Annotated in this window: 20 protein-coding genes and 2 pseudogenes; 6 read left to right on the forward strand and 16 right to left on the reverse strand. The window is 52.8% G+C overall.

Annotated features, from left to right (window positions below):
• Positions 1-4: 4 nt before the first annotated feature.
• On the reverse strand, positions 5-898 hold the full coding sequence (gene murQ, locus E6P06_RS21170; protein ID WP_044714655.1) for an N-acetylmuramic acid 6-phosphate etherase: 894 nt from the start codon (positions 896-898) through the stop codon (positions 5-7).
• A 117-nt stretch (positions 899-1,015) separates the two neighbouring features.
• Between murQ and E6P06_RS21175 the strand changes: the two genes are divergently transcribed.
• Both E6P06_RS21175 and E6P06_RS21180 read left to right on the forward strand, forming a co-directional pair.
• Positions 1,016-1,864: a MurR/RpiR family transcriptional regulator gene (locus tag E6P06_RS21175; protein ID WP_003847068.1), complete on the forward strand. Its 849-nt coding sequence runs from the start codon at positions 1,016-1,018 to the stop codon at positions 1,862-1,864.
• A gap of 55 nt (positions 1,865-1,919) precedes the next feature.
• Positions 1,920-2,180 carry a YfhL family 4Fe-4S dicluster ferredoxin gene (locus tag E6P06_RS21180; RefSeq protein ID WP_003037590.1) on the forward strand — a complete coding sequence of 87 codons (261 nt, stop codon included), beginning with the start codon at positions 1,920-1,922 and terminating at the stop codon, positions 2,178-2,180.
• A gap of 29 nt (positions 2,181-2,209) precedes the next feature.
• Here the strand turns inward: E6P06_RS21180 and acpS are convergent, their stop codons facing one another.
• From acpS to rseD, 12 genes are all read right to left on the reverse strand, one after another.
• Entirely contained in the window at positions 2,210-2,590 is a 381-nt protein-coding gene (gene acpS, locus E6P06_RS21185) for a holo-ACP synthase (RefSeq protein ID WP_003037588.1), read from the reverse strand.
• Positions 2,590-3,321 carry a pyridoxine 5'-phosphate synthase gene (gene pdxJ / locus E6P06_RS21190; protein WP_003838383.1) on the reverse strand — a complete coding sequence of 244 codons (732 nt, stop codon included), beginning with the start codon at positions 3,319-3,321 and terminating at the stop codon, positions 2,590-2,592. Before pdxJ ends, acpS begins: the two co-directional genes overlap by 1 nt.
• Before the next feature lie 11 nt (positions 3,322-3,332).
• A complete protein-coding gene (recO, locus tag E6P06_RS21195) occupies positions 3,333-4,061 on the reverse strand; it encodes a DNA repair protein RecO (protein ID WP_003037583.1) in 729 nt (242 codons plus the stop codon).
• A 27-nt stretch (positions 4,062-4,088) separates the two neighbouring features.
• Positions 4,089-4,994, reverse strand: a complete 906-nt coding sequence (gene era / locus E6P06_RS21200; protein WP_003037581.1) for a GTPase Era — start codon at positions 4,992-4,994, stop codon at positions 4,089-4,091.
• Positions 4,991-5,671, reverse strand: coding sequence for a ribonuclease III (rnc, locus tag E6P06_RS21205; protein ID WP_003037579.1), 681 nt, complete (start codon positions 5,669-5,671; stop codon positions 4,991-4,993). Before rnc ends, era begins: the two co-directional genes overlap by 4 nt.
• 269 nt (positions 5,672-5,940) lie before the next feature.
• Positions 5,941-6,915 carry a signal peptidase I gene (gene lepB / locus E6P06_RS21210; RefSeq protein ID WP_016150782.1) on the reverse strand — a complete coding sequence of 325 codons (975 nt, stop codon included), beginning with the start codon at positions 6,913-6,915 and terminating at the stop codon, positions 5,941-5,943.
• A 15-nt stretch (positions 6,916-6,930) separates the two neighbouring features.
• Positions 6,931-8,730: a translation elongation factor 4 gene (gene lepA, locus E6P06_RS21215; RefSeq protein ID WP_003037577.1), complete on the reverse strand. Its 1,800-nt coding sequence runs from the start codon at positions 8,728-8,730 to the stop codon at positions 6,931-6,933.
• A 270-nt stretch (positions 8,731-9,000) separates the two neighbouring features.
• Positions 9,001-9,465: a SoxR-reducing system protein RseC gene (gene rseC / locus E6P06_RS21220; RefSeq protein WP_003037576.1), complete on the reverse strand. Its 465-nt coding sequence runs from the start codon at positions 9,463-9,465 to the stop codon at positions 9,001-9,003.
• The gene (gene rseB / locus E6P06_RS21225; RefSeq protein WP_003847063.1) at positions 9,462-10,418 is read right to left on the reverse strand and encodes a sigma-E factor regulatory protein RseB; all 957 of its coding nucleotides are present in this window, start codon (positions 10,416-10,418) and stop codon (positions 9,462-9,464) included. The genes rseC and rseB overlap by 4 nt, the downstream gene beginning before the upstream one ends.
• On the reverse strand, positions 10,418-11,068 hold the full coding sequence (gene rseA, locus E6P06_RS21230; RefSeq protein WP_003037574.1) for an anti-sigma-E factor RseA: 651 nt from the start codon (positions 11,066-11,068) through the stop codon (positions 10,418-10,420). Before rseA ends, rseB begins: the two co-directional genes overlap by 1 nt.
• A gap of 31 nt (positions 11,069-11,099) precedes the next feature.
• Complete coding sequence (gene rpoE, locus E6P06_RS21235; RefSeq protein WP_003037573.1) at positions 11,100-11,675, reverse strand: RNA polymerase sigma factor RpoE; 576 nt, start codon at positions 11,673-11,675, stop codon at positions 11,100-11,102.
• On the reverse strand, positions 11,672-11,836 hold the full coding sequence (rseD, locus tag E6P06_RS21240) for a rpoE leader peptide RseD (protein ID WP_049259737.1): 165 nt from the start codon (positions 11,834-11,836) through the stop codon (positions 11,672-11,674). Before rseD ends, rpoE begins: the two co-directional genes overlap by 4 nt.
• 263 nt (positions 11,837-12,099) lie before the next feature.
• On the opposite strand from rseD, the gene nadB reads away from it, so the two are divergent.
• On the forward strand, positions 12,100-13,722 hold the full coding sequence (gene nadB / locus E6P06_RS21245) for an L-aspartate oxidase (protein ID WP_003037572.1): 1,623 nt from the start codon (positions 12,100-12,102) through the stop codon (positions 13,720-13,722).
• On the opposite strand, the gene trmN is transcribed toward nadB, so the two are convergent.
• Entirely contained in the window at positions 13,707-14,444 is a 738-nt protein-coding gene (trmN, locus tag E6P06_RS21250; protein ID WP_003847060.1) for a tRNA(1)(Val) (adenine(37)-N(6))-methyltransferase TrmN, read from the reverse strand. The two genes, nadB and trmN, sit on opposite strands and share 16 nt — an antisense overlap.
• Positions 14,445-14,574: 130 nt before the next feature.
• Between trmN and srmB the strand changes: the two genes are divergently transcribed.
• Positions 14,575-15,903, forward strand: a complete 1,329-nt coding sequence (gene srmB / locus E6P06_RS21255; protein ID WP_003037569.1) for an ATP-dependent RNA helicase SrmB — start codon at positions 14,575-14,577, stop codon at positions 15,901-15,903.
• A 17-nt stretch (positions 15,904-15,920) separates the two neighbouring features.
• Here the strand turns inward: srmB and E6P06_RS21260 are convergent.
• Positions 15,921-16,532, reverse strand: a pseudogene (locus E6P06_RS21260) (substrate-binding domain-containing protein); the annotation flags it as partial.
• On the opposite strand from E6P06_RS21260, the pseudogene eamB reads away from it, so the two are divergent.
• Positions 16,532-16,938, forward strand: a pseudogene (gene eamB, locus E6P06_RS21265) (cysteine/O-acetylserine transporter); the annotation flags it as partial. The pseudogenes E6P06_RS21260 and eamB sit on opposite strands and share 1 nt — an antisense overlap.
• 79 nt (positions 16,939-17,017) lie before the next feature.
• On the opposite strand, the gene grcA reads toward eamB, so the two are convergent.
• Entirely contained in the window at positions 17,018-17,401 is a 384-nt protein-coding gene (grcA, locus tag E6P06_RS21270) for an autonomous glycyl radical cofactor GrcA (RefSeq protein WP_003037563.1), read from the reverse strand.
• A gap of 317 nt (positions 17,402-17,718) precedes the next feature.
• On the opposite strand from grcA, the gene ung reads away from it, so the two are divergent.
• The gene (ung, locus tag E6P06_RS21275; protein WP_003037561.1) at positions 17,719-18,408 is read left to right on the forward strand and encodes a uracil-DNA glycosylase; all 690 of its coding nucleotides are present in this window, start codon (positions 17,719-17,721) and stop codon (positions 18,406-18,408) included.
• The last annotated feature ends 27 nt before the right edge of the window (positions 18,409-18,435 follow it).

Genomic DNA, 18,435 nt, shown 5'->3' on the forward strand with positions numbered 1-18,435 from the left:
CCTCTTAGTGTTCTAACGCCGCGCGTAAAAAACCCTGGTGAGCGGCAAGCTTTTCGCGGGCGGCAGCAGCGTCAAGGCCGGTGAGCGCCATTAAAATAGCTGGCTTAACGTCAAAATCAGTCTGCTTTAGCAGCGCTTGCGCCTGTTCACGCGCAATGCCCGTGGCTTCAACCACCATACGGCACGCCCGATCGACCAGTTTGACGTTGGTTGCCTGCATGTCCACCATCAGGTTCTGATAAACCTTACCGAACTTCACCATCGCTCCGGTGGAGATCATATTGAGCACCAGCTTTTGCGCGGTGCCGGATTTCAGTCGTGTTGACCCGGTCAGCGCCTCTGGCCCCACTACCGGAGAAATGGCGATATCCGCTTCATGCGCGATAGGGGAATCCGGATTGCAAGAAATAGCCACCGTCGTACAGCCAACCGAACGCGCATATTTCAGCCCACCAATTACATACGGCGTGCGACCAGATGCTGCCAGCCCCACCACCAGATCCTGCGCGGTAAGATTGAGCGCACGTAGATCGTCTTCACCTAACTGTGGGTTATCTTCCGCACCCTCAACCGCCTTCAGCAGCGCGCCCGGTCCCCCGGCAATCAATCCAACCACCAGACCGTGTGGTACGCCGAAGGTCGGTGGGCATTCAGACGCATCCAGTACCCCGAGACGCCCGCTGGTCCCCGCTCCCATGTAAATAATGCGACCACCTGCTTTTAGCGCGTTAGCTGCCGCATCGACCGCACACGCAACTTGAGGCAGAGTTGCTTTTACTGCTTCGGCTACCAGCGTATCCTGTTGATTAAAACGATGAACCAACTCCAGCGTGGAGAGCGCATCCAGGTCCATGGTCTGGGGATTGCGGGTTTCTGAAACTAATGCACCGAGATTCATTTTTTGTTCCTTAGGAATTTTTAATTCATAATAATCTGCCATAATGGAATATTATATTCATCCAGGCGAATGAAATTTTGTTTTGTAATCGCCATCACGTTTTCGCCAGGAGACAGCATGAACTGTTTAATTCGCATTCGTCAGCGTTACCCGGACCTCGCGCAAAGCGATAAAAAATTAGCGGATTATCTCCTTTCCCAGCCGGATACTGCGCGTCATCTCAGTTCGCAGCAGTTGGCCGCGGAGGCGGGCGTCAGCCAGTCCAGCGTGGTGAAGTTCGCGCAAAAGATGGGTTTTAAAGGATTTCCTGCACTCAAACTGGCGATCAGCGAAGCGCTGGCCAGCAATCCCAACCCCCATTCCATTCCGGTACATAATCAGATTCGTGGTGACGATCCTATGCGTCTGGTGGGGGAAAAGTTGATTCAGGAGAACGTGGCGGCGATGCATGCGACGCTGGACGTCAACAGCGAAGAGAAACTGATGGAGAGCGTCACAATGTTGCGCTCAGCCCGGCGCATTATCGTGACCGGGATTGGCGCATCGGGTCTGGTGGCACAGAATTTTTCCTGGAAGTTGCTGAAGATTGGTTTTAACGCGGTGGTGGAACGCGATATGCACGCCCTGCTGGCGACGGTGCAAGCGCTTTCGCCCAACGATCTGCTGCTGGCCATTTCGTATACCGGAGAGCGCCGCGAGCTCAACCTGGCTGCGGATGAAACGTTGCGTACCGGCGCGAAAATCCTCGCCATCACTGGATTTACACCCAATGCCCTGCAGCAACGGGCAAGTCATTGTCTGTACACGATTGCCGAGGAGCAGGCCACGCGCAGCGCAGCGATTTCCTCCACTCATGCGCAAATGATGCTCACTGATTTACTGTTTATGGCGCTGGTGCAGCAGGATCTGGAGCATGCCCCGGAACGTATTCGCCACAGCGAAGCTCTGGTAAAAAAACTGGTCTGAGCAAAGAATGCGCGTATAATGCCCGCCCGGTTTGTGATGTTTTGAGAGTTTCCTGATGGCCCTGTTAATCACTAAAAAGTGTATCAATTGCGATATGTGCGAGCCCGAATGCCCGAATGAGGCGATTTCGATGGGTGATAGCATTTACGAGATTAACAGCGACAAGTGTACGGAATGCGTAGGCCATTACGACACGCCAACCTGCCAGAAGGTGTGCCCGATCCCCAATACTATTTTGAAAGATCCGGCACATGTCGAAACAGAAGAGCAGTTGTGGGATAAGTTTGTGCTGATGCACCACGCCGATAAACTTTAACCGCGTCGCCATCCGGCAACGTGCAGAATCTAACTCTCGATAATCACCGTGGCGCAGGCGTAGTGACGCTCATCGGCCAGCGTCACATGCATATGCGCGACGCCGAGTTTTTCCGCCAGTTTTAACGCCTCTCCCCATAATCGCAGACGCGGCTTACCGAGTTCGTCGTTAAAGACTTCAAACTGATTAAATGCCAGCCCATTGCGAATACCCGTGCCAAAGGCTTTTGCTGCCGCCTCTTTGACTGCAAAACGCTTCGCCAGAAAACGCACAGGCTGCTGATGCGTTTCCCAGATTGCCCATTCGTTGTCGCTGAGCACACGTCTTGCCAGGCGGTCGCCGGAACGGGAGATTACCGCTTCGATGCGGGCAATCTCCACGATATCCGTACCTAATCCCAAAATCGCCATTAGCCACGCGCTTCCAGCATCAGGCGCTTCATTTCGACTACGGCATCTTTCAGACCGCTCATCACCGCGCGCCCGATAATGGCATGGCCAATGTTCAGCTCATGCATTTCCGGGATCCGTGCAATAGCTTTAACGTTGTGATACGTCAGGCCGTGGCCCGCATTCACCTTCAGGCCAAGGCTGGCGGCAAAAGTTGCCGCTTTGGCAATACGCGCCAGTTCGCTGGCCTGCTCTGCGTCGGTTTTCGCATCGGCGTAACAGCCGGTGTGAATTTCAATAAACGGCGCGCCAACTTCCGCAGCGGCCTTAATCTGTTCTTCGTCGGCATCGATAAACAGCGAAACCAGAATGCCTGCGTCCGCCAGGCGTTTGCAGGCATCGCGCATCTTGTCACGCTGACCGGCGACGTCCAGACCACCTTCAGTGGTAACTTCCTGACGTTTTTCCGGCACCAGGCAGCAAAAATGCGGCTTAGTCTCAACGGCAATCGCCAGCATCTCTTCGGTGACTGCCATTTCCAGATTCATGCGCGTATCCAGCGTCTGGCGCAAAATACGCACGTCACGGTCGGTGATATGGCGACGGTCTTCACGCAGGTGTACGGTAATACCGTCCGCGCCCGCCTGTTCAACGATAAACGCTGCCTGAACCGGGTCCGGATATGCGGTACCGCGTGCATTACGTAACGTGGCAATGTGGTCAATATTGACGCCTAACAGTAATTCAGCCATGACAATCCTCGTTAATCATTATTTGTTTTTACTGCGCGTTTTGGCATAAATTGCCGGAACAGTTCCCGGCTTTTTAACGGCTTACCACCAAGATACGGCTTTAACGCCATGCGGGTAAAGCGTTTCGCGGCGCGTAACGTATCGACATCAGGAAATTCACGCGACTCAAGTGCTTTGAGATGGCGTCCGGTAAAGGTATTGTTATCAATAACGACGCTGGCAATAAACCCTTTTTCTTCCCGGTAACGATAGGTCATCGTGTCGTCTACCGGCTCGCCGCTGCCCGCACAGTGGGTAAAATCGACTCCGTACCCCAGATGTCCAAGTAAGGCCAGCTCAAAGCGACGCAATGCAGGTTCTGGCGAACCCGTCGCGCCAGCCAGCGCCTGAATACAGTTCAGGTAATCGAAAAAGAGTTCAGAAAAGCGGGTTTCGTACTCGAGTACGCGCGAGACAAGCTCGTTGATATACAAGCCGCTGTACAGCGTGATGCCGCTAAGAGGGAGTGCCAGAGAAACGGCTTCAGCACTACGTAGGGTTTTTACCTCTCCACGTCCACCAAAGCGAAGCAACAACGGGGTAAAAGGCTGGAGCGCGCCTTTGAGATTAGAACGTTTGGAACGTGCGCCTTTAGCCACCAGGCGCACGCGACCCGACTCTTCCGTGAAGACGTCCAGCACGAGACTGGTTTCGCTCCAGGGGCGACTATGCAAGACAAAGGCTCGTTGCCATCCTTCCATATACTCGCCGTGTTTCAGAAGATGGGTTTAGACGTCGTCGCCGTAACCGAGGCTACGCAGCGCGCGTTCGTCATCGGCCCAGCCGGATTTCACCTTCACCCACAGTTCGAGGTGAACCGGCGCTTCGAACATCTCCTGCATGTCTTTACGCGCTTCGATGCCGATGGTTTTAATTTTGGCCCCTTTGTTGCCAATAACCATCTTCTTCTGCCCTTCACGTTCAACGAGGATCAGACCGTTAATATCGTAACCACCGCGCTCATTGGAGATAAAACGCTCAATTTCCACGGTAACGGAGTACGGCAATTCAGCACCCAGAAAACGCATCAGCTTTTCACGGATGATTTCTGAGGCCATAAAGCGCTGAGAACGATCGGTGATGTAATCTTCCGGGAAGTGATGAATAGCTTCCGGCAAATGCTTACGCACGATGCCCGCAACGGTATCGACATTCAAGCCGGTTTCGGCAGAAATCGGCACGATATCAAGGAAGTTCATCTGGCTTGCCAGGAACTGCAGGTGCGGCAGCAGATCGGCTTTTTCCTGAACGTTGTCTACTTTGTTCACAGCCAGAATAACCGGGGCTTTGCCATCACGCAGCTTGTTGAGCACCATTTCGTCGTCCGGCGTCCAGCGGGTGCCTTCCACAACGAAAATAACCAGTTCAACATCACCGATCGAGCTGCTCGCCGCTTTATTCATCAGGCGGTTGATCGCTCGTTTTTCTTCCATATGCAGGCCCGGAGTATCAACATAAATCGCCTGATACGCGCCTTCAGTATGGATGCCAACAATACGGTGACGTGTTGTCTGAGCCTTACGTGAGGTAATAGAAATCTTCTGCCCAAGCAGATTATTCAACAGGGTGGATTTGCCGACGTTCGGGCGACCGACGATGGCAATAAATCCGCAGTAAGTTTTCTCTTCGCTCATTCCAGCTCCAGTTTTTTTAACGCCTGTTCGGCGGCAGCCTGCTCAGCCTTACGACGGCTCGAACCTGTGCCAACCACCGGTTCACTCAGGCCGCTGACCTGGCAGTGGATAGTAAATTCTTGATCGTGTGCTTCACCACGGACCTGTACCACCAAATAAGACGGCAGAGGCAGGTGGCGACCCTGCAAATATTCCTGCAGGCGCGTTTTCGGATCTTTTTGTTTGTCGCCTGGGCTAATTTCATCCAGACGAGTTTGATACCAGTTCAGGATTAATTGCTCAACGGTTTGAATATCGCTGTCGAGGAAGACGCCGCCGATCAAGGCTTCAACGGTATCGGCCAGGATCGATTCACGACGGAAGCCGCCGCTTTTCAGCTCACCAGGCCCCAAACGTAAACATTCACCGAGGTCAAACTCACGGGCTAATTCAGCCAGCGTATTGCCGCGAACCAGCGTTGCGCGCATGCGGCTCATGTCACCTTCGTCCACTCGTGGGAAACGGTGATACAGCGCATTAGCGATAACAAAGCTCAAAATAGAGTCGCCCAGAAATTCTAAACGCTCGTTATGTTTGCTGCTGGCGCTCCGGTGAGTTAATGCCTGCTGCAACAGCTCCTGATGATTAAAAGTGTAGCCCAGCTTCCGTTGAAGCCGATTAATTACGATGGGGTTCATGCGATACCAATAAATGAATGCGTCAACAATTCAGCACACGAAACAGACCTGATATACGCACTTTGCGGAGCCATCTGGCTTCGCCTGCATGCTTTTATATACAAACCAACGCTGTTTCGTGTGCCGTGGCAACCTGTCGGTGCCAACCTAAAACTTCGGGGGAATATTCTATACACAACGACAAGGGATGTCGTTAGTCTGCGGGAATTTATCCGAGAAATAATTCACGCTGCCGCCGTAATGACGACAACGTGAACGATTATCGGTGATTAGTGAATGCCACCAATACGGCTTAAACGCACACCGGTCGGCCATTCACCTTCTTGCTTATCGAAACTCATCCAGATAGCGGTCGCTTTACCCACCAGATTCGCTTCCGGCACAAATCCCCAGTAACGGCTGTCCGCGCTGTTGTCACGGTTATCACCCATCATGAAGTAGTGCCCTGGCGGGACGATCCAGGTTGCCAGTTGCTGACCAGGCTGGCGGTAATACATTCCCACCTGATCCTGCGCGATTGGCACGGTCAGAATGCGGTGCGTAACCTCACCCAGCGTTTCTTTACGCTCAGAGAGACGAATACCGTTCTCTTTCGTTTCGCTCAGCGGAACTTCAAAGAAGCCACTGGTCGCTTCCCCACCGTTACGGCGCGCAAAGGTCTGTACGAAATCACTTGGCTGAACATCCGAATACGTTACCGGCAGCGCGTTTTCACACGCCTGACCGGAACGGCATCCTGGCTGAATAGTCACTTCTTTCGCCACTGGATCGTACGTTACTTTGTCTCCCGGTAAACCGACAGCACGTTTAATGTAGTCCAGGCGCGGATCTTCCGGGTATTTAAACACCACGATATCACCGCGTTTCGGATGACCGGTTTCGATCAGCGTTTTCTGGTAAATCGGATCTTTAATCCCGTAGGCGAATTTCTCCACCAGGATAAAGTCACCGATAAGCAGCGTCGGCATCATCGAACCTGACGGGATCTGGAACGGCTCATAAATAAATGAACGTACCACCAGCACAATCGCCAGTACCGGGAAAACGGATGCCCCGGTTTCCAGCCAGCCCGGCTTAGGGGATACTTTTTTCAGCGTTGCTTTATCCAGTGAATCACCTGCAGCAGCTTGCGCTGCTGCCTGACGCTCCCGGCGTTTTGGTGCGAAGATGAATTTATCTACGCACCATAAAATGCCCGTCACCAGTGTGGCAATCACCAGAATCAGGGCAAACATGTTCGCCATGCCAACTCCTTAAGATTATTTGCTGTCTTTACCGACATGCAGAATGGCGAGGAACGCTTCCTGCGGCAGTTCGACGTTACCGATCTGCTTCATGCGCTTTTTACCCTCTTTCTGTTTTTGCAGCAGCTTTTTCTTACGGCTGATATCACCGCCGTAGCATTTCGCCAGAACGTTTTTACGCAGCTGCTTCACGGTTGAACGCGCGATGATGTGCGTACCAATGGCCGCCTGGATCGCGATATCAAACTGCTGGCGAGGGATTAGATCTTTCATCTTCTCAACCAGTTCACGGCCACGGCTCTGGGAGTTGTCGCGGTGAGTAATCAGCGCCAGCGCATCGACACGTTCGTTGTTGATAAGGACATCAACGCGCACCATGTCAGACGCCTGGAAGCGTTTGAAGTTATAGTCCAGCGACGCATAGCCGCGAGAGGTCGACTTCAGACGGTCGAAGAAATCGAGTACTACTTCCGCCATCGGAATCTCATACGTCAGCGCCACCTGGTTACCGTGGTAAACCATGTTGGTCTGGACGCCACGCTTCTCGATACACAGGGTGATGACGTTGCCAAGGTAAGCCTGCGGCAGCAGCATGTGACACTCAGCGATCGGCTCACGCAGTTCGTAGATGTTGTTCAGCGGCGGCAGCTTGGACGGGCTATCGACGTAGATAGTCTCTTTCGCCGTGGTTTCGACTTCGTAGACTACGGTCGGCGCGGTAGTGATCAGATCCAGATCGTATTCACGCTCCAGACGTTCCTGAATGATCTCCATGTGCAGCAGACCAAGGAAGCCACAACGGAAGCCGAAGCCCAGCGCGGTAGAGCTTTCCGGTTCGTAGAACAGGGAGGCGTCGTTCAGGCTCAGCTTGCCAAGCGCGTCACGGAAGTTTTCATAGTCGTCAGAGCTGACCGGGAACAGACCGGCGTAAACCTGTGGCTTCACTTTTTTAAAGCCTGGCAGCGGTTTGTCTGCCGGGTTACGCGCCTGCGTCAGGGTATCGCCAACCGGCGCGCCGAGGATGTCTTTAATCGCACAAACCAACCAACCTACCTCGCCGCATTTCAGCTCGGTACGGTCAACCTGTTTTGGCGTGAAGATCCCCAGGCGGTCGGCGTTATAGACCTGACCGGTGCTCATTACTTTAATTTTGTCGCCTTTACGCATGGTGCCGTTTTTAATACGCACCAGCGACACCACGCCAAGGTAGTTGTCGAACCAGGAGTCGATGATCAGCGCCTGTAATGGGCCTTCCGGATCACCTTCCGGCGGCGGAATGTCGCGTACCAGACGTTCAAGAACGTCAGTGACGCCAACGCCGGTTTTCGCCGAGCAGCGAACGGCATCTGTCGCATCGATACCGACGATATCTTCGATCTCTTCCGCTACGCGTTCAGGATCGGCGGCCGGTAGGTCGATTTTGTTCAGAACCGGCACCACTTCCAGATCCATTTCCATGGCGGTATAGCAGTTAGCCAGGGTCTGTGCTTCTACGCCCTGCCCGGCATCAACCACCAGCAGTGCACCTTCACAGGCGGCAAGCGAACGGGAAACTTCATACGAGAAGTCAACGTGGCCCGGGGTGTCGATAAAGTTAAGCTGATAGGTTTCACCATCAGATGCTTTGAAATCGAGCGTCACGCTCTGCGCTTTGATAGTAATACCGCGCTCACGCTCAAGATCCATCGAGTCGAGAACCTGCGCTTCCATTTCACGGTCAGACAGGCCACCGCAGATCTGGATAATACGGTCAGACAGCGTCGATTTACCGTGGTCGATGTGAGCTATGATTGAAAAGTTACGTATGTTCTTCATATAGTGTAATTATTGTGCCTTACGCCCGCCTGAGCAGGCTCTGAGAAGTCGCTGTTCTGAGCTTAACGTCTGTTTAAGTGAAACGCCGCATTCTACACTACAACGCTGAGGCGAGGAAATGTTCATAGAGCAAGGATAGCGGGAACTGGAAACAACTTTGCAAAGTCGATGAAACTTTTGTCGGATGGCGACATAAACGCCTTATCCGACCTACGCCTGCATCTGAGGACGCTGTAGGCCTGATAAGCGCAGTGCCATCAGGCAAAGATATCACTGCTGGGTTTCGACGCGAATAAGATCGGGTGGGAGAGCAACGTTCAGAATGACCGGCTGCCAGGCTTCGCGTTCAGCAAGCTTACGAGAGTATCCACGAGCAATCAGGAATCCGCCCACGCCCCCCAACACTGCTCCGCTTAATGCCGCAAGATCGGAACCAAACAGTACCTGGAATAGCGCCGCGAAAAGAAACAGTCCCGCCAACGGAGACATGTAGACCAGCATCGCCGAACCGAGCAGGCTACCTTCGGCAATGCCCAGTTCAACTTTTTGACCAGGGGTCAAGGGTTCGTCGCAGGGCACCACGATGGTGTGTGTGGTCTGTGGTCCCAGTTTGTTCAGCACGCGGCTCCCGCATCCGGCCCGGGAAGCACAGCTGCTACATGATGCTTTAACATCACAGCTGACCGTCGCCAGACCATTTTGCCAGGAGACGACCGTCGCCCACTCTTTAATCATTGTGCAGCCCTGAACTTAATATTGTCCGCGATACGCTTCGCCGTTTGCGGCGGAAGCTCACCGACAATAGTGATTTCGGCGTTATCTCGCACGCTGGTGCTAACCGTGCGGCGTCCAGTGCGCAGCAGTTGATCGGCACTGTTTTGCATCGCGCGGTTTACGTTCACGGAGAAACTGAACAGACCATCGGAATAAAGCCGTGATTCGATCGGCATGTTATCCATCGTCGGCAGCGGACGTCGACTGCTGGACACCTCGCTGAAGCCTTGCGGCAACCACGACGGACTCCAGTTGAAGTTGGTTTTCTCACCCGCAGGAACTGACAACAACGGCGGCAGATTGGCTTTCGCCAGCGTCTGCATGCTGTCGCTGACACCGTTGTTAACAGTAAACGCGATGACGCGGAACTGTTCCAGCGTTTCGCCATCACGGTCAAGAAGATCAACACGCATTGGCAGCTTGGTCTCAGTGTCCATCCAAACGATATAGCTGTAACGGGTGCCGTCACGCGCCACAACGCGGATCACTTCACAGAGCCTATCGGCAATACGGGTGCGGCCTACTGAGATAAAATCATAGTAGGGAGCAAGACGTTTGAAGTCGGTGTAAATCAGGGAGGGCAGTGAGTCAACGATATAGTCGCCGTTCAGCGTGAACGGTTCGAGACCTGGCTCAAAATAACTGATTTCGTTGCCACGTTGCACCACTTCCCGGCGCGGACCATCCATTTGCAACAGTTGCGCGAGCGGACGGTTATCCAGGCGGGCATGGCGATAACGTAGGGATTCAACACCCTGCTTATTGATGCTGACAAATGACAGCTCATAGGTGAGCGACTGGCTGGCCAGATTCATCTGCTGCAACAACGCCCCGGACGCAGGATTGGCCGAGGCGTTGACAGAGAAGAACAGGCTACCAGCCACAAGTGACATGGCAAACCAAAGTTGCTTCATTACTGCGATTGCGTTCCTAAAGTTTGAATTCCTGGCACCTGCACAGCGGCTTGCTGTGTCTGGGCCTGCTCAAACTGAAGCTGTTCAGAGTGCAGTCGACGTTGCAGTTCGTAATCCTGCAACATGGCATTAATACGACGACGCTGCTCCTGTACCTGCTGTTGCTGACCGCCGCTGGCCGTCGCGTCAGAAGGTACACCCAGGCTTACCGGACTGGCTTTACCCATCATCGGTAATGTATTAAATACCGGCGTTTCGGGCTGCTGGGACGTTTCAGATTGCCCATTATAGTGCTGGACGCCAACAATAACTGCAAGTGATACACACGCGGCCACACCCATTTGAGTAAGCTGCGCGGCCCACGGACGCATTTTCTTCCAGAACGGCATTTTCTGCCACTGGTGCGGTGCTGGCTGGGCCTCAGGAATCAATGGCGCCGTCTGACGTACCGGCTCATCCTGGATGGCGGCCATTACGCGGGCGGAAATATCGAAATGGAGAACGTCGGCAGTATCACCTCGCATGGAATCGCGAATCAGGTGATAACTCTCCCAGGTTTTTTGCATTTCCGGGTCGTGAGCCAGCTCTTTGAGCAACTCAGTATCCAGCGTTTCGCCATCCATTAAAGCGGAAAGTTTTTCTTTCTGCATGCCTAATACCTTTTCCAGTATCCCGCTATCGTCAACGCCTGATAAGCGGTTGAACTTTATTATCAATAGCTTCCCTCGCTCGGAAGATACGTGAACGCACCGTACCCACCGGACAATCCATGATAGCGGCTATCTCTTCATAGCTCAGGCCATCCAGCTCCCGCAAGGTTATTGCCATACGTAAATCTTCCGGGAGGGACTCAATAGTTCGGAAAACTATCTGTCTCAGTTCTTCTGACAACATTAAGTTCTCAGGGTTCGAAATTTCTTTCAGCGCACCGCCACTTTCGTAATTTTCTGCTTCAATCGCATCTATATCACTGGAAGGTGGACGACGCCCCTGAGCGACCAGGTAATTCTTCGCTGTATTGACCGCAATACGATACAGCCAGGTATAAAAAGCACTATCCCCCCGGAACGAGTCCAGCGCACGATAGGCTTTGATAAATGCTTCTTGTACTACATCGGGTACATCACCCGATGGTACATAGCGAGAAACCAGACTCGCCACCTTATGCTGATAGCGCACTACCAGTAGGTTAAAGGCTTTCTGATCTCCCTTCTGGACCCGTTCTACCAGGACCTGGTCCGTTAACTGCTCGCTCATCCGAGGTAAAGTCTCCCCAAACCAAATTTCCACGCGCCTTCGAAACGCCACTCCATCAGCTTCACTATGAGCAAGCAAATGCTTAGAGTGCTCAAGTTTCGTAAAGTTCCGTTACGCATTGTTTTTTGTTTGTCATGTTGTAGACAGGTCTTATCTCTCATTATAAGTCTACATAACCCGATCAACGCACTATCTGTACAGAAATGCCCATTTCACCGCTTGCAGAGTAACCCAACGGGCACTTTATTTCATCACATAATCTGGTGCTAACGGCCTGCTTCACAAAATATTTTTGCCTATTTCGCCCTCATCATGTTTTTCTTTCATGTTTAGTCATTGCAACACGTTTAAAAATAAAACGTGCAGTATCGCGCAATGTGGTGCTATGGTGACCAAACACTGTTTAGTAAATTAAACAAAAATCATGAATACGACTCCTGAATTATCCTGTGACGTGCTGATCATTGGCAGCGGGGCTGCCGGACTCTCACTGGCGCTGCGCCTGGCTGAAAAGCATCAGGTTATTGTCCTGAGCAAAGGGCCGGTCAGCGAAGGCTCGACATTTTATGCCCAGGGCGGTATTGCCGCGGTTTTCGATGAAACCGACAGTATCGACTCCCACGTTGAAGATACGCTGATTGCCGGGGCCGGGCTGTGCGATCGCCATGCGGTTGAATTTGTCGCCAGCAATGCCCGTACCTGCGTTCAATGGCTTATCGATCAGGGCGTCTTATTTGATACGCAGGTTCAGCCTAACGGTGAAGAGAGCTATCACCTGACCCGTGAAGGCGGTCACAGCCATCGACGTATCCTGCACGCTGCGGATGCTACCGGCAAAGAAGTCGAAACCACCCTCGTCAGCCAGGCACAAAATCATCCCAACATCCGGGTTCTCGAGCGCAGTAATGCTGTCGACCTGATTGTCTCCGATAAAATCGGTCTGCCGGGAACGCGTCGGGTTGTCGGTGCCTGGATCTGGAATCGTAATAAAGAAGCCGTAGAAACCTGCCATGCTAAGTCGGTAGTGCTGGCCACTGGCGGCGCGTCAAAGGTGTATCAATACACCACCAATCCGGATATTTCCTCGGGTGACGGAATTGCAATGGCCTGGCGTGCGGGATGCCGCGTCGCCAACCTGGAGTTTAACCAGTTTCACCCAACAGCGCTGTATCATCCGCAGGCGCGCAATTTTCTGCTGACCGAAGCGCTGCGCGGCGAAGGCGCGCACCTGAAACGCCCGGACGGTTCACGCTTTATGCCCGATTTTGACGAGCGTGGCGAACTGGCTCCCCGCGATATTGTCGCCCGCGCCATTGATCATGAAATGAAGCGCCTGGGTGCAGATTGCATGTTCCTCGATATCAGTCATAAACCGGAAGAATTTGTTCGTCAGCATTTCCCGATGATTTATGAAAAGTTGCTGGGACTGGGCATTGATCTAACCAAAGAACCTGTTCCCATCGTGCCTGCCGCGCACTATACCTGCGGCGGCGTGATGGTTGATGACTTTGGCCGTACCGATGTCGATGGGTTGTATGCGATCGGCGAAGTGAGTTACACCGGCCTGCATGGCGCCAACCGGATGGCATCGAACTCATTGCTGGAGTGTCTGGTTTACGGTTGGTCCGCGGCTGAAGATATCGACAGGCGTATGCCTTATGCACGCGGCGTCAGCACGCTCCCGGGCTGGGATGAAAGCCGGGTAGAAAATCCAGATGAATTGGTTGTTATCCAGCATAACTGGCATGAGCTGCGGCTGTTCATGTGGGATTACGTCGGTATTGTGCGCACCACTAAACGTCTGGAACGCGCCCTGCGCCGTATCACCATGCTGCAACAGGAAATCGACGAGTATTACGCCCATTTCCGTGTGTCGAACAACCTACTGGAGCTGCGCAATCTGGTGCAGGTTGCCGAGCTGATTGTCCGCTGCGCGATGATGCGCAAAGAGAGTCGGGGCCTGCACTACACGCTGGATTACCCAGAACAGCTTCCAGAGGCGGGCCCGTCAATTCTCTCGCCGCTCAGTCATCACATAAACAGATAGAACGCCTGGGTCAGCGCCGTATAACCTTCAGAGTAACGTTGGTCTGGCCCACGGATCACCAGCCTGTCGCTAAAGCACTCCCCGGCCTGCGGGGAGAATGCCAGCAATACCCGATGCGGTAGACGGGCCTCGGTTTCTGCTACATCCGTGCGCAATCGCAGATGCCAGCCTATGCTAAGCGCCTGCTGAGTAAATGCGTTACCAATCTGCTCCGGTAGCACCACACAAAAAAAACCGTCTTCCGTAATGCTGTCCGCCGCCAACGTAAGCAACGCCTGGTGATCGAGCGAGGTGGTATAGCGGGCCTGCTCGCGCTGCGGTGTAGCGCATTCCACGCCCTGTTCATAATAGGGAGGATTGCTGATTATCAAATCAAAACGCACGGTCTGACGCGGTATCCACTGTTGCGCATCTTCTGTATGAACACTCACGCGATGCATCCACGGAGATTGCGCGATGTTCTCCTGCGCCTGCTGCGCGGCGTCGACATCAAGCTCCACGGCGTCAATGATGACGTTTTCATCAGTGCGCTGGGCCAGCATCAGCGCCAACAGGCCGCTCCCGGTACCAATATCCAGGATCCGCTTTACGCCCGCAACGGGGGCCCAGGCCCCCAATAAAATGCCGTCCGTTCCGACTTTCATTGCACAGCGATCGTGTGCCACAAAAAACTGCTTAAAAGTAAATCCATTACGTTTCAGTACGGATGTAGACTGGGGCATGAAGAACAACCTTCCTGAAAAAAAAACGATAACATAGGATAAAAACAATACCTGAGAAGGTATATCCATACAAACAGATGAAGATTGCAGCCGTAACGTCTATAATCAGCGCCCCACTCAGAGGTAGAACATGACTGTAACGACTTTTTCCGAACTTGAACTCGATGAAAGCCTTCTGGATGCCCTCCAGGAAAAAGGTTTCACTCGCCCGACCGCCATTCAGGCTGCCGCCATTCCGCCTGCGCTCGATGGCCGTGATGTACTCGGTTCTGCGCCGACAGGCACCGGTAAAACGGCGGCATATTTGCTGCCAGCGTTGCAGCACCTGCTCGACTTCCCACGCAAGAAATCCGGTCCGCCGCGCATTTTAATCCTGACGCCAACGCGCGAACTGGCGATGCAGGTTGCTGAACACGCCCGTGAGCTGGCGAAAAATACGCATCTGGATATCGCGACCATTACCGGCGGCGTGGCTTACATGAACCACATGGAAGTCTTTAGCGAAAACCAGGACATCGTGGTTGCCACCACGGGTCGTCTGCTGCAATACATTAAAGAAGAAAACTTCGACTGCCATGCGGTTGAGACGCTAATTCTCGATGAAGCAGATCGCATGCTGGACATGGGTTTTGCCCAGGACATCGAACATATCGCCGGTGAAACCCGCTGGCGTAAGCAAACCATGCTGTTCTCCGCCACGCTGGAAGGCGATGCGATTAAAGATTTTGCCGAGCGTCTGTTGGAAGATCCGGTCGAAGTCTCAGCGGATCCGTCCACCCGCGAACGCAAGAAGATCCATCAGTTTTACTACCGTGCCGATGACATCGAGCACAAAACTGCCCTGCTGATCCATCTGTTAAAACAGCCGGAAGCGACCCGCTCGATTGTCTTCGTACGTAAACGCGAGCGTGTGCACGAGCTGGCAGGCTGGCTGCGCCAGGCGGGCATTAACAACTGCTATCTCGAAGGCGAGATGGTGCAGAACAAACGCAATGAAGCGATCAAACGCCTGACCGATGGCCGCGTGAACGTGCTGGTAGCCACCGACGTTGCCGCTCGCGGGATCGATATTCCTGACGTCAGCCATGTGTTTAACTTCGACATGCCGCGCAGTGGCGATGCCTATCTGCACCGCATTGGCCGTACCGGTCGCGCAGGTCGTAAAGGTACTGCGATCTCTTTGGTTGAAGCGCACGACCATCTGCTTCTCGGCAAAGCGAGCCGCTATATTGACGAACCGCTGAAAGCACGCGTCATCGACGAACTGCGTCCAACCACGCGCGCGCCAAGTGAGAAATCCAACGGTAAACCATCCAAGAAAGTGCTGGCGAAGCGCGCCGAGAAAAAAGCGAAAGAGAAAGAGAAACCGCGGGTGAAAAAACGTCACCGCGATGCAAAAAATATCGGCAAACGTCGTAAGCCGAGCGGAGCTGCTACCCAGCAGTCCGACAAAGAGTAAACCGAATGCCGGGCCGTTTAGCCCGGCATTTTTTCACGTGATGCAAAACTCTCTTCAATACACTCAAGAAACACCCGCATCGCCGGACTAACGACTTTTCCGGCATGATAACCACACAATGCCGTAATTAACTCAGGTTGTTCACTGTACGGTAATTCAATCAATTCCCCTGAACGTAGCTCCCTCTCAACGGCAAAACGCGGCAAAAAGCTGACCCCAAGATTTGCCGATACGCACTGCTTAATGCTTTCAATGCTCCATAACTCAATGGTATTTTCCAGCGTAATCTGTCGTTTACGCAGTAGCCCCTCGAAGCGCTGTCTGAAAATACATTGCGGCTCATTAATGATAAAACTGCAGGGAATGTGCTGGTTATACTGAGTAAAATTAACGTGCTGGAGCAGCGGCGAAGCAACTAATGCCAGTGACTGATCGCCTAGCGGCATCAACTCAAGGGCATCGTCATTACCCACCCGATAACCCCCCCCCAGATCGACCTCATCACTGAGCAACGCATCGCGAATTACATAACAATTGAGTGACTGTAAAGACAACCGCACATGGGGCGCACGTTGTTTAACTCGCTGTAAAACCTGCGGCATTTTATACGCCAGCAGCGTTTCGCCCGTCATTTTCACTGGCGGTTATGGATCCTGCCATCATCCATTGGCTCAGTTGGGCTGGGGCAGCTTATATCCTGTGGCTGGCGCTGAAGATCGCCACCAGCCCGGCTACAAACGATGATTTGCGGTCAGAGCCGATTAGCTTCTGGGCGAGTTTTGGCTTGCAGTTTGTTAACGTGAAATCATTTTGTACGGCATTACCGCGTTATCCACGTTTGTATTACCGTACACTCAGGACGCACACTGGCTGATTGGAGTGAGTATTCTGTTGGCGCTGATCGGAACCTTCACAAATGCCTGCTGGGCGCTGGCGGGCCATCTTTTTCAGCGCGTTTTTCGCCGTTACGGCCGGCAGTTGAATATCATTCTGGCGCTGCTGTTGGTGTATTGCGCGGTAAGGATCTTTTACTAACGGATGCAAAAAAGCGGAAGACACACTGGCATCTTCCGCTTTTTGATTCTTTGCTAAACGGGGCTATTCCCCGTGAGCCTTACAGGCTCTCAGTAAAGGTACGAGCGATAACGTCGCGCTGCTGTTCTGGGGTCAGAGAGTTGAAACGCACTGCATAACCAGAAACACGGATGGTCAGCTGCGGATATTTTTCCGGATGCTTAACTGCATCTTCCAGCGTTTCGCGACGCAGAACGTTCACGTTCAGGTGCTGACCACCTTCCACGCGGACTTCCGGCTGTACGTCTACCGGTACTTCACGGTATTCGATTTCGCCCAGTTTGCTGACAGCAACGACTTCATCAGCATTGAAACCTGCTTTCGCAACGATGCAGCGTGCTTCGCCTTTTTCGCTGTCCAGCAGCCAGAAAGAGTTCAGCAGGTCGTCGTTTGCAGCTTTAGTAATCTGGATACCTGTAATCATTTGATGCCTCCCCGGCAAAATTATTTGATCTCGGTTGGCCGTCATCCGGCCAATTGGTAAAACCATTGTTGCTTGAGTGTATATATACCCCTCACACACCCTCGAATCTTTGATTTAAATCAATAAAAACCACACATGAAAAGTGGTGATAGGTGGATTTTATTGTTTTACATCAACTTACGCCGTGTACACAGCTAAACTTTTTACATAAATTTTCAACTATCTTTAAGGGATAGACCATTGAGAAACGTACAGAATTTTGCGACGTCGAAAGAAGCAGTTAAGCTAGGGGGATTGAAAATTCGCAGGAGAGCGAGATGGCCACCGAATTAACCTGGCACGATGTGCTGGCTGAAGAAAAACAGCAGCCTTATTTTGTTAACACACTGCATACTGTTGCCGGCGAGCGTCAGTCAGGAATGACAATTTATCCGCCGCAAAAAGATGTGTTTAACGCGTTTCGTTTTACCGAGCTTGGTGACGTGAAAGTTGTCATCCTGGGTCAGGATCCTTACCACGGCCCAGGCCAGGCACACGGTCTCGCGTTCTCTGTTCGTCCGGGGATTGCCACTCCGCCTTCGTTGCTGAACATGTACAAAGAGCTGGAAGCAACAATTCCCGGCTTCACCCGCCCCACGCACGGATATCTGGAAAGCTGGGCACGCCAGGGGGTACTGTTACTCAACACCGTACTCACCGTTCGCGCCGGTCAGGCACATTCTCACGCCAGCCTTGGATGGGAAACATTTACCGATAAAGTCATCAGCCTGATTAACCAACATCGGGAAGGCGTGGTTTTCCTGCTCTGGGGTTCTCACGCACAGAAGAAAGGCGCGATTATTGATGCGCAGCGTCACCATGTGTTGAAAGCGCCCCACCCATCACCACTCTCTGCGCATCGCGGTTTCTTTGGTTGCAATCACTTTGTACTGGCGAATGAATGGCTGGAACAACGAGGTGAAAAACCGATTGACTGGATGCCGGTATTACCCGCAGAAAGCGAGTAAAAAAATGCCAGCGATTCGCTGGCATTT

Source organism: Citrobacter sp. CF971 (genome assembly GCF_006385635.1).
GTDB classification, from domain to species: Bacteria; Pseudomonadota; Gammaproteobacteria; order Enterobacterales; family Enterobacteriaceae; genus Citrobacter; species Citrobacter freundii.

Bases quoted from the DNA above. Each gene is read 5' to 3' on its own strand.
- rseB (WP_003847063.1), bottom strand. From the start codon at position 10,418: ATGAAGCAACTTTGGTTTGCCATGTCACTTGTGGCTGGTAGCCTGTTC.
- rpoE (WP_003037573.1), bottom strand. From the start codon at position 11,675: ATGAGCGAGCAGTTAACGGACCAGGTCCTGGTAGAACGGGTCCAGAAG.
- ung (WP_003037561.1), top strand. From the start codon at position 17,719: ATGGCCACCGAATTAACCTGGCACGATGTGCTGGCTGAAGAAAAACAG.
- trmN (WP_003847060.1), bottom strand. From the start codon at position 14,444: ATGCCCCAGTCTACATCCGTACTGAAACGTAATGGATTTACTTTTAAG.
- lepB (WP_016150782.1), bottom strand. From the start codon at position 6,915: ATGGCGAACATGTTTGCCCTGATTCTGGTGATTGCCACACTGGTGACG.
- acpS (WP_003037588.1), bottom strand. From the start codon at position 2,590: ATGGCGATTTTGGGATTAGGTACGGATATCGTGGAGATTGCCCGCATC.
- E6P06_RS21180 (WP_003037590.1), top strand. From the start codon at position 1,920: ATGGCCCTGTTAATCACTAAAAAGTGTATCAATTGCGATATGTGCGAG.
- murQ (WP_044714655.1), bottom strand. From the start codon at position 898: ATGAATCTCGGTGCATTAGTTTCAGAAACCCGCAATCCCCAGACCATG.
- lepA (WP_003037577.1), bottom strand. From the start codon at position 8,730: ATGAAGAACATACGTAACTTTTCAATCATAGCTCACATCGACCACGGT.
- srmB (WP_003037569.1), top strand. From the start codon at position 14,575: ATGACTGTAACGACTTTTTCCGAACTTGAACTCGATGAAAGCCTTCTG.
- recO (WP_003037583.1), bottom strand. From the start codon at position 4,061: ATGGAAGGATGGCAACGAGCCTTTGTCTTGCATAGTCGCCCCTGGAGC.
- grcA (WP_003037563.1), bottom strand. From the start codon at position 17,401: ATGATTACAGGTATCCAGATTACTAAAGCTGCAAACGACGACCTGCTG.
- nadB (WP_003037572.1), top strand. From the start codon at position 12,100: ATGAATACGACTCCTGAATTATCCTGTGACGTGCTGATCATTGGCAGC.
- rnc (WP_003037579.1), bottom strand. From the start codon at position 5,671: ATGAACCCCATCGTAATTAATCGGCTTCAACGGAAGCTGGGCTACACT.
- E6P06_RS21175 (WP_003847068.1), top strand. From the start codon at position 1,016: ATGAACTGTTTAATTCGCATTCGTCAGCGTTACCCGGACCTCGCGCAA.
- rseC (WP_003037576.1), bottom strand. From the start codon at position 9,465: ATGATTAAAGAGTGGGCGACGGTCGTCTCCTGGCAAAATGGTCTGGCG.
- pdxJ (WP_003838383.1), bottom strand. From the start codon at position 3,321: ATGGCTGAATTACTGTTAGGCGTCAATATTGACCACATTGCCACGTTA.
- era (WP_003037581.1), bottom strand. From the start codon at position 4,994: ATGAGCGAAGAGAAAACTTACTGCGGATTTATTGCCATCGTCGGTCGC.
- rseD (WP_049259737.1), bottom strand. From the start codon at position 11,836: ATGAGAGATAAGACCTGTCTACAACATGACAAACAAAAAACAATGCGT.
- rseA (WP_003037574.1), bottom strand. From the start codon at position 11,068: ATGCAGAAAGAAAAACTTTCCGCTTTAATGGATGGCGAAACGCTGGAT.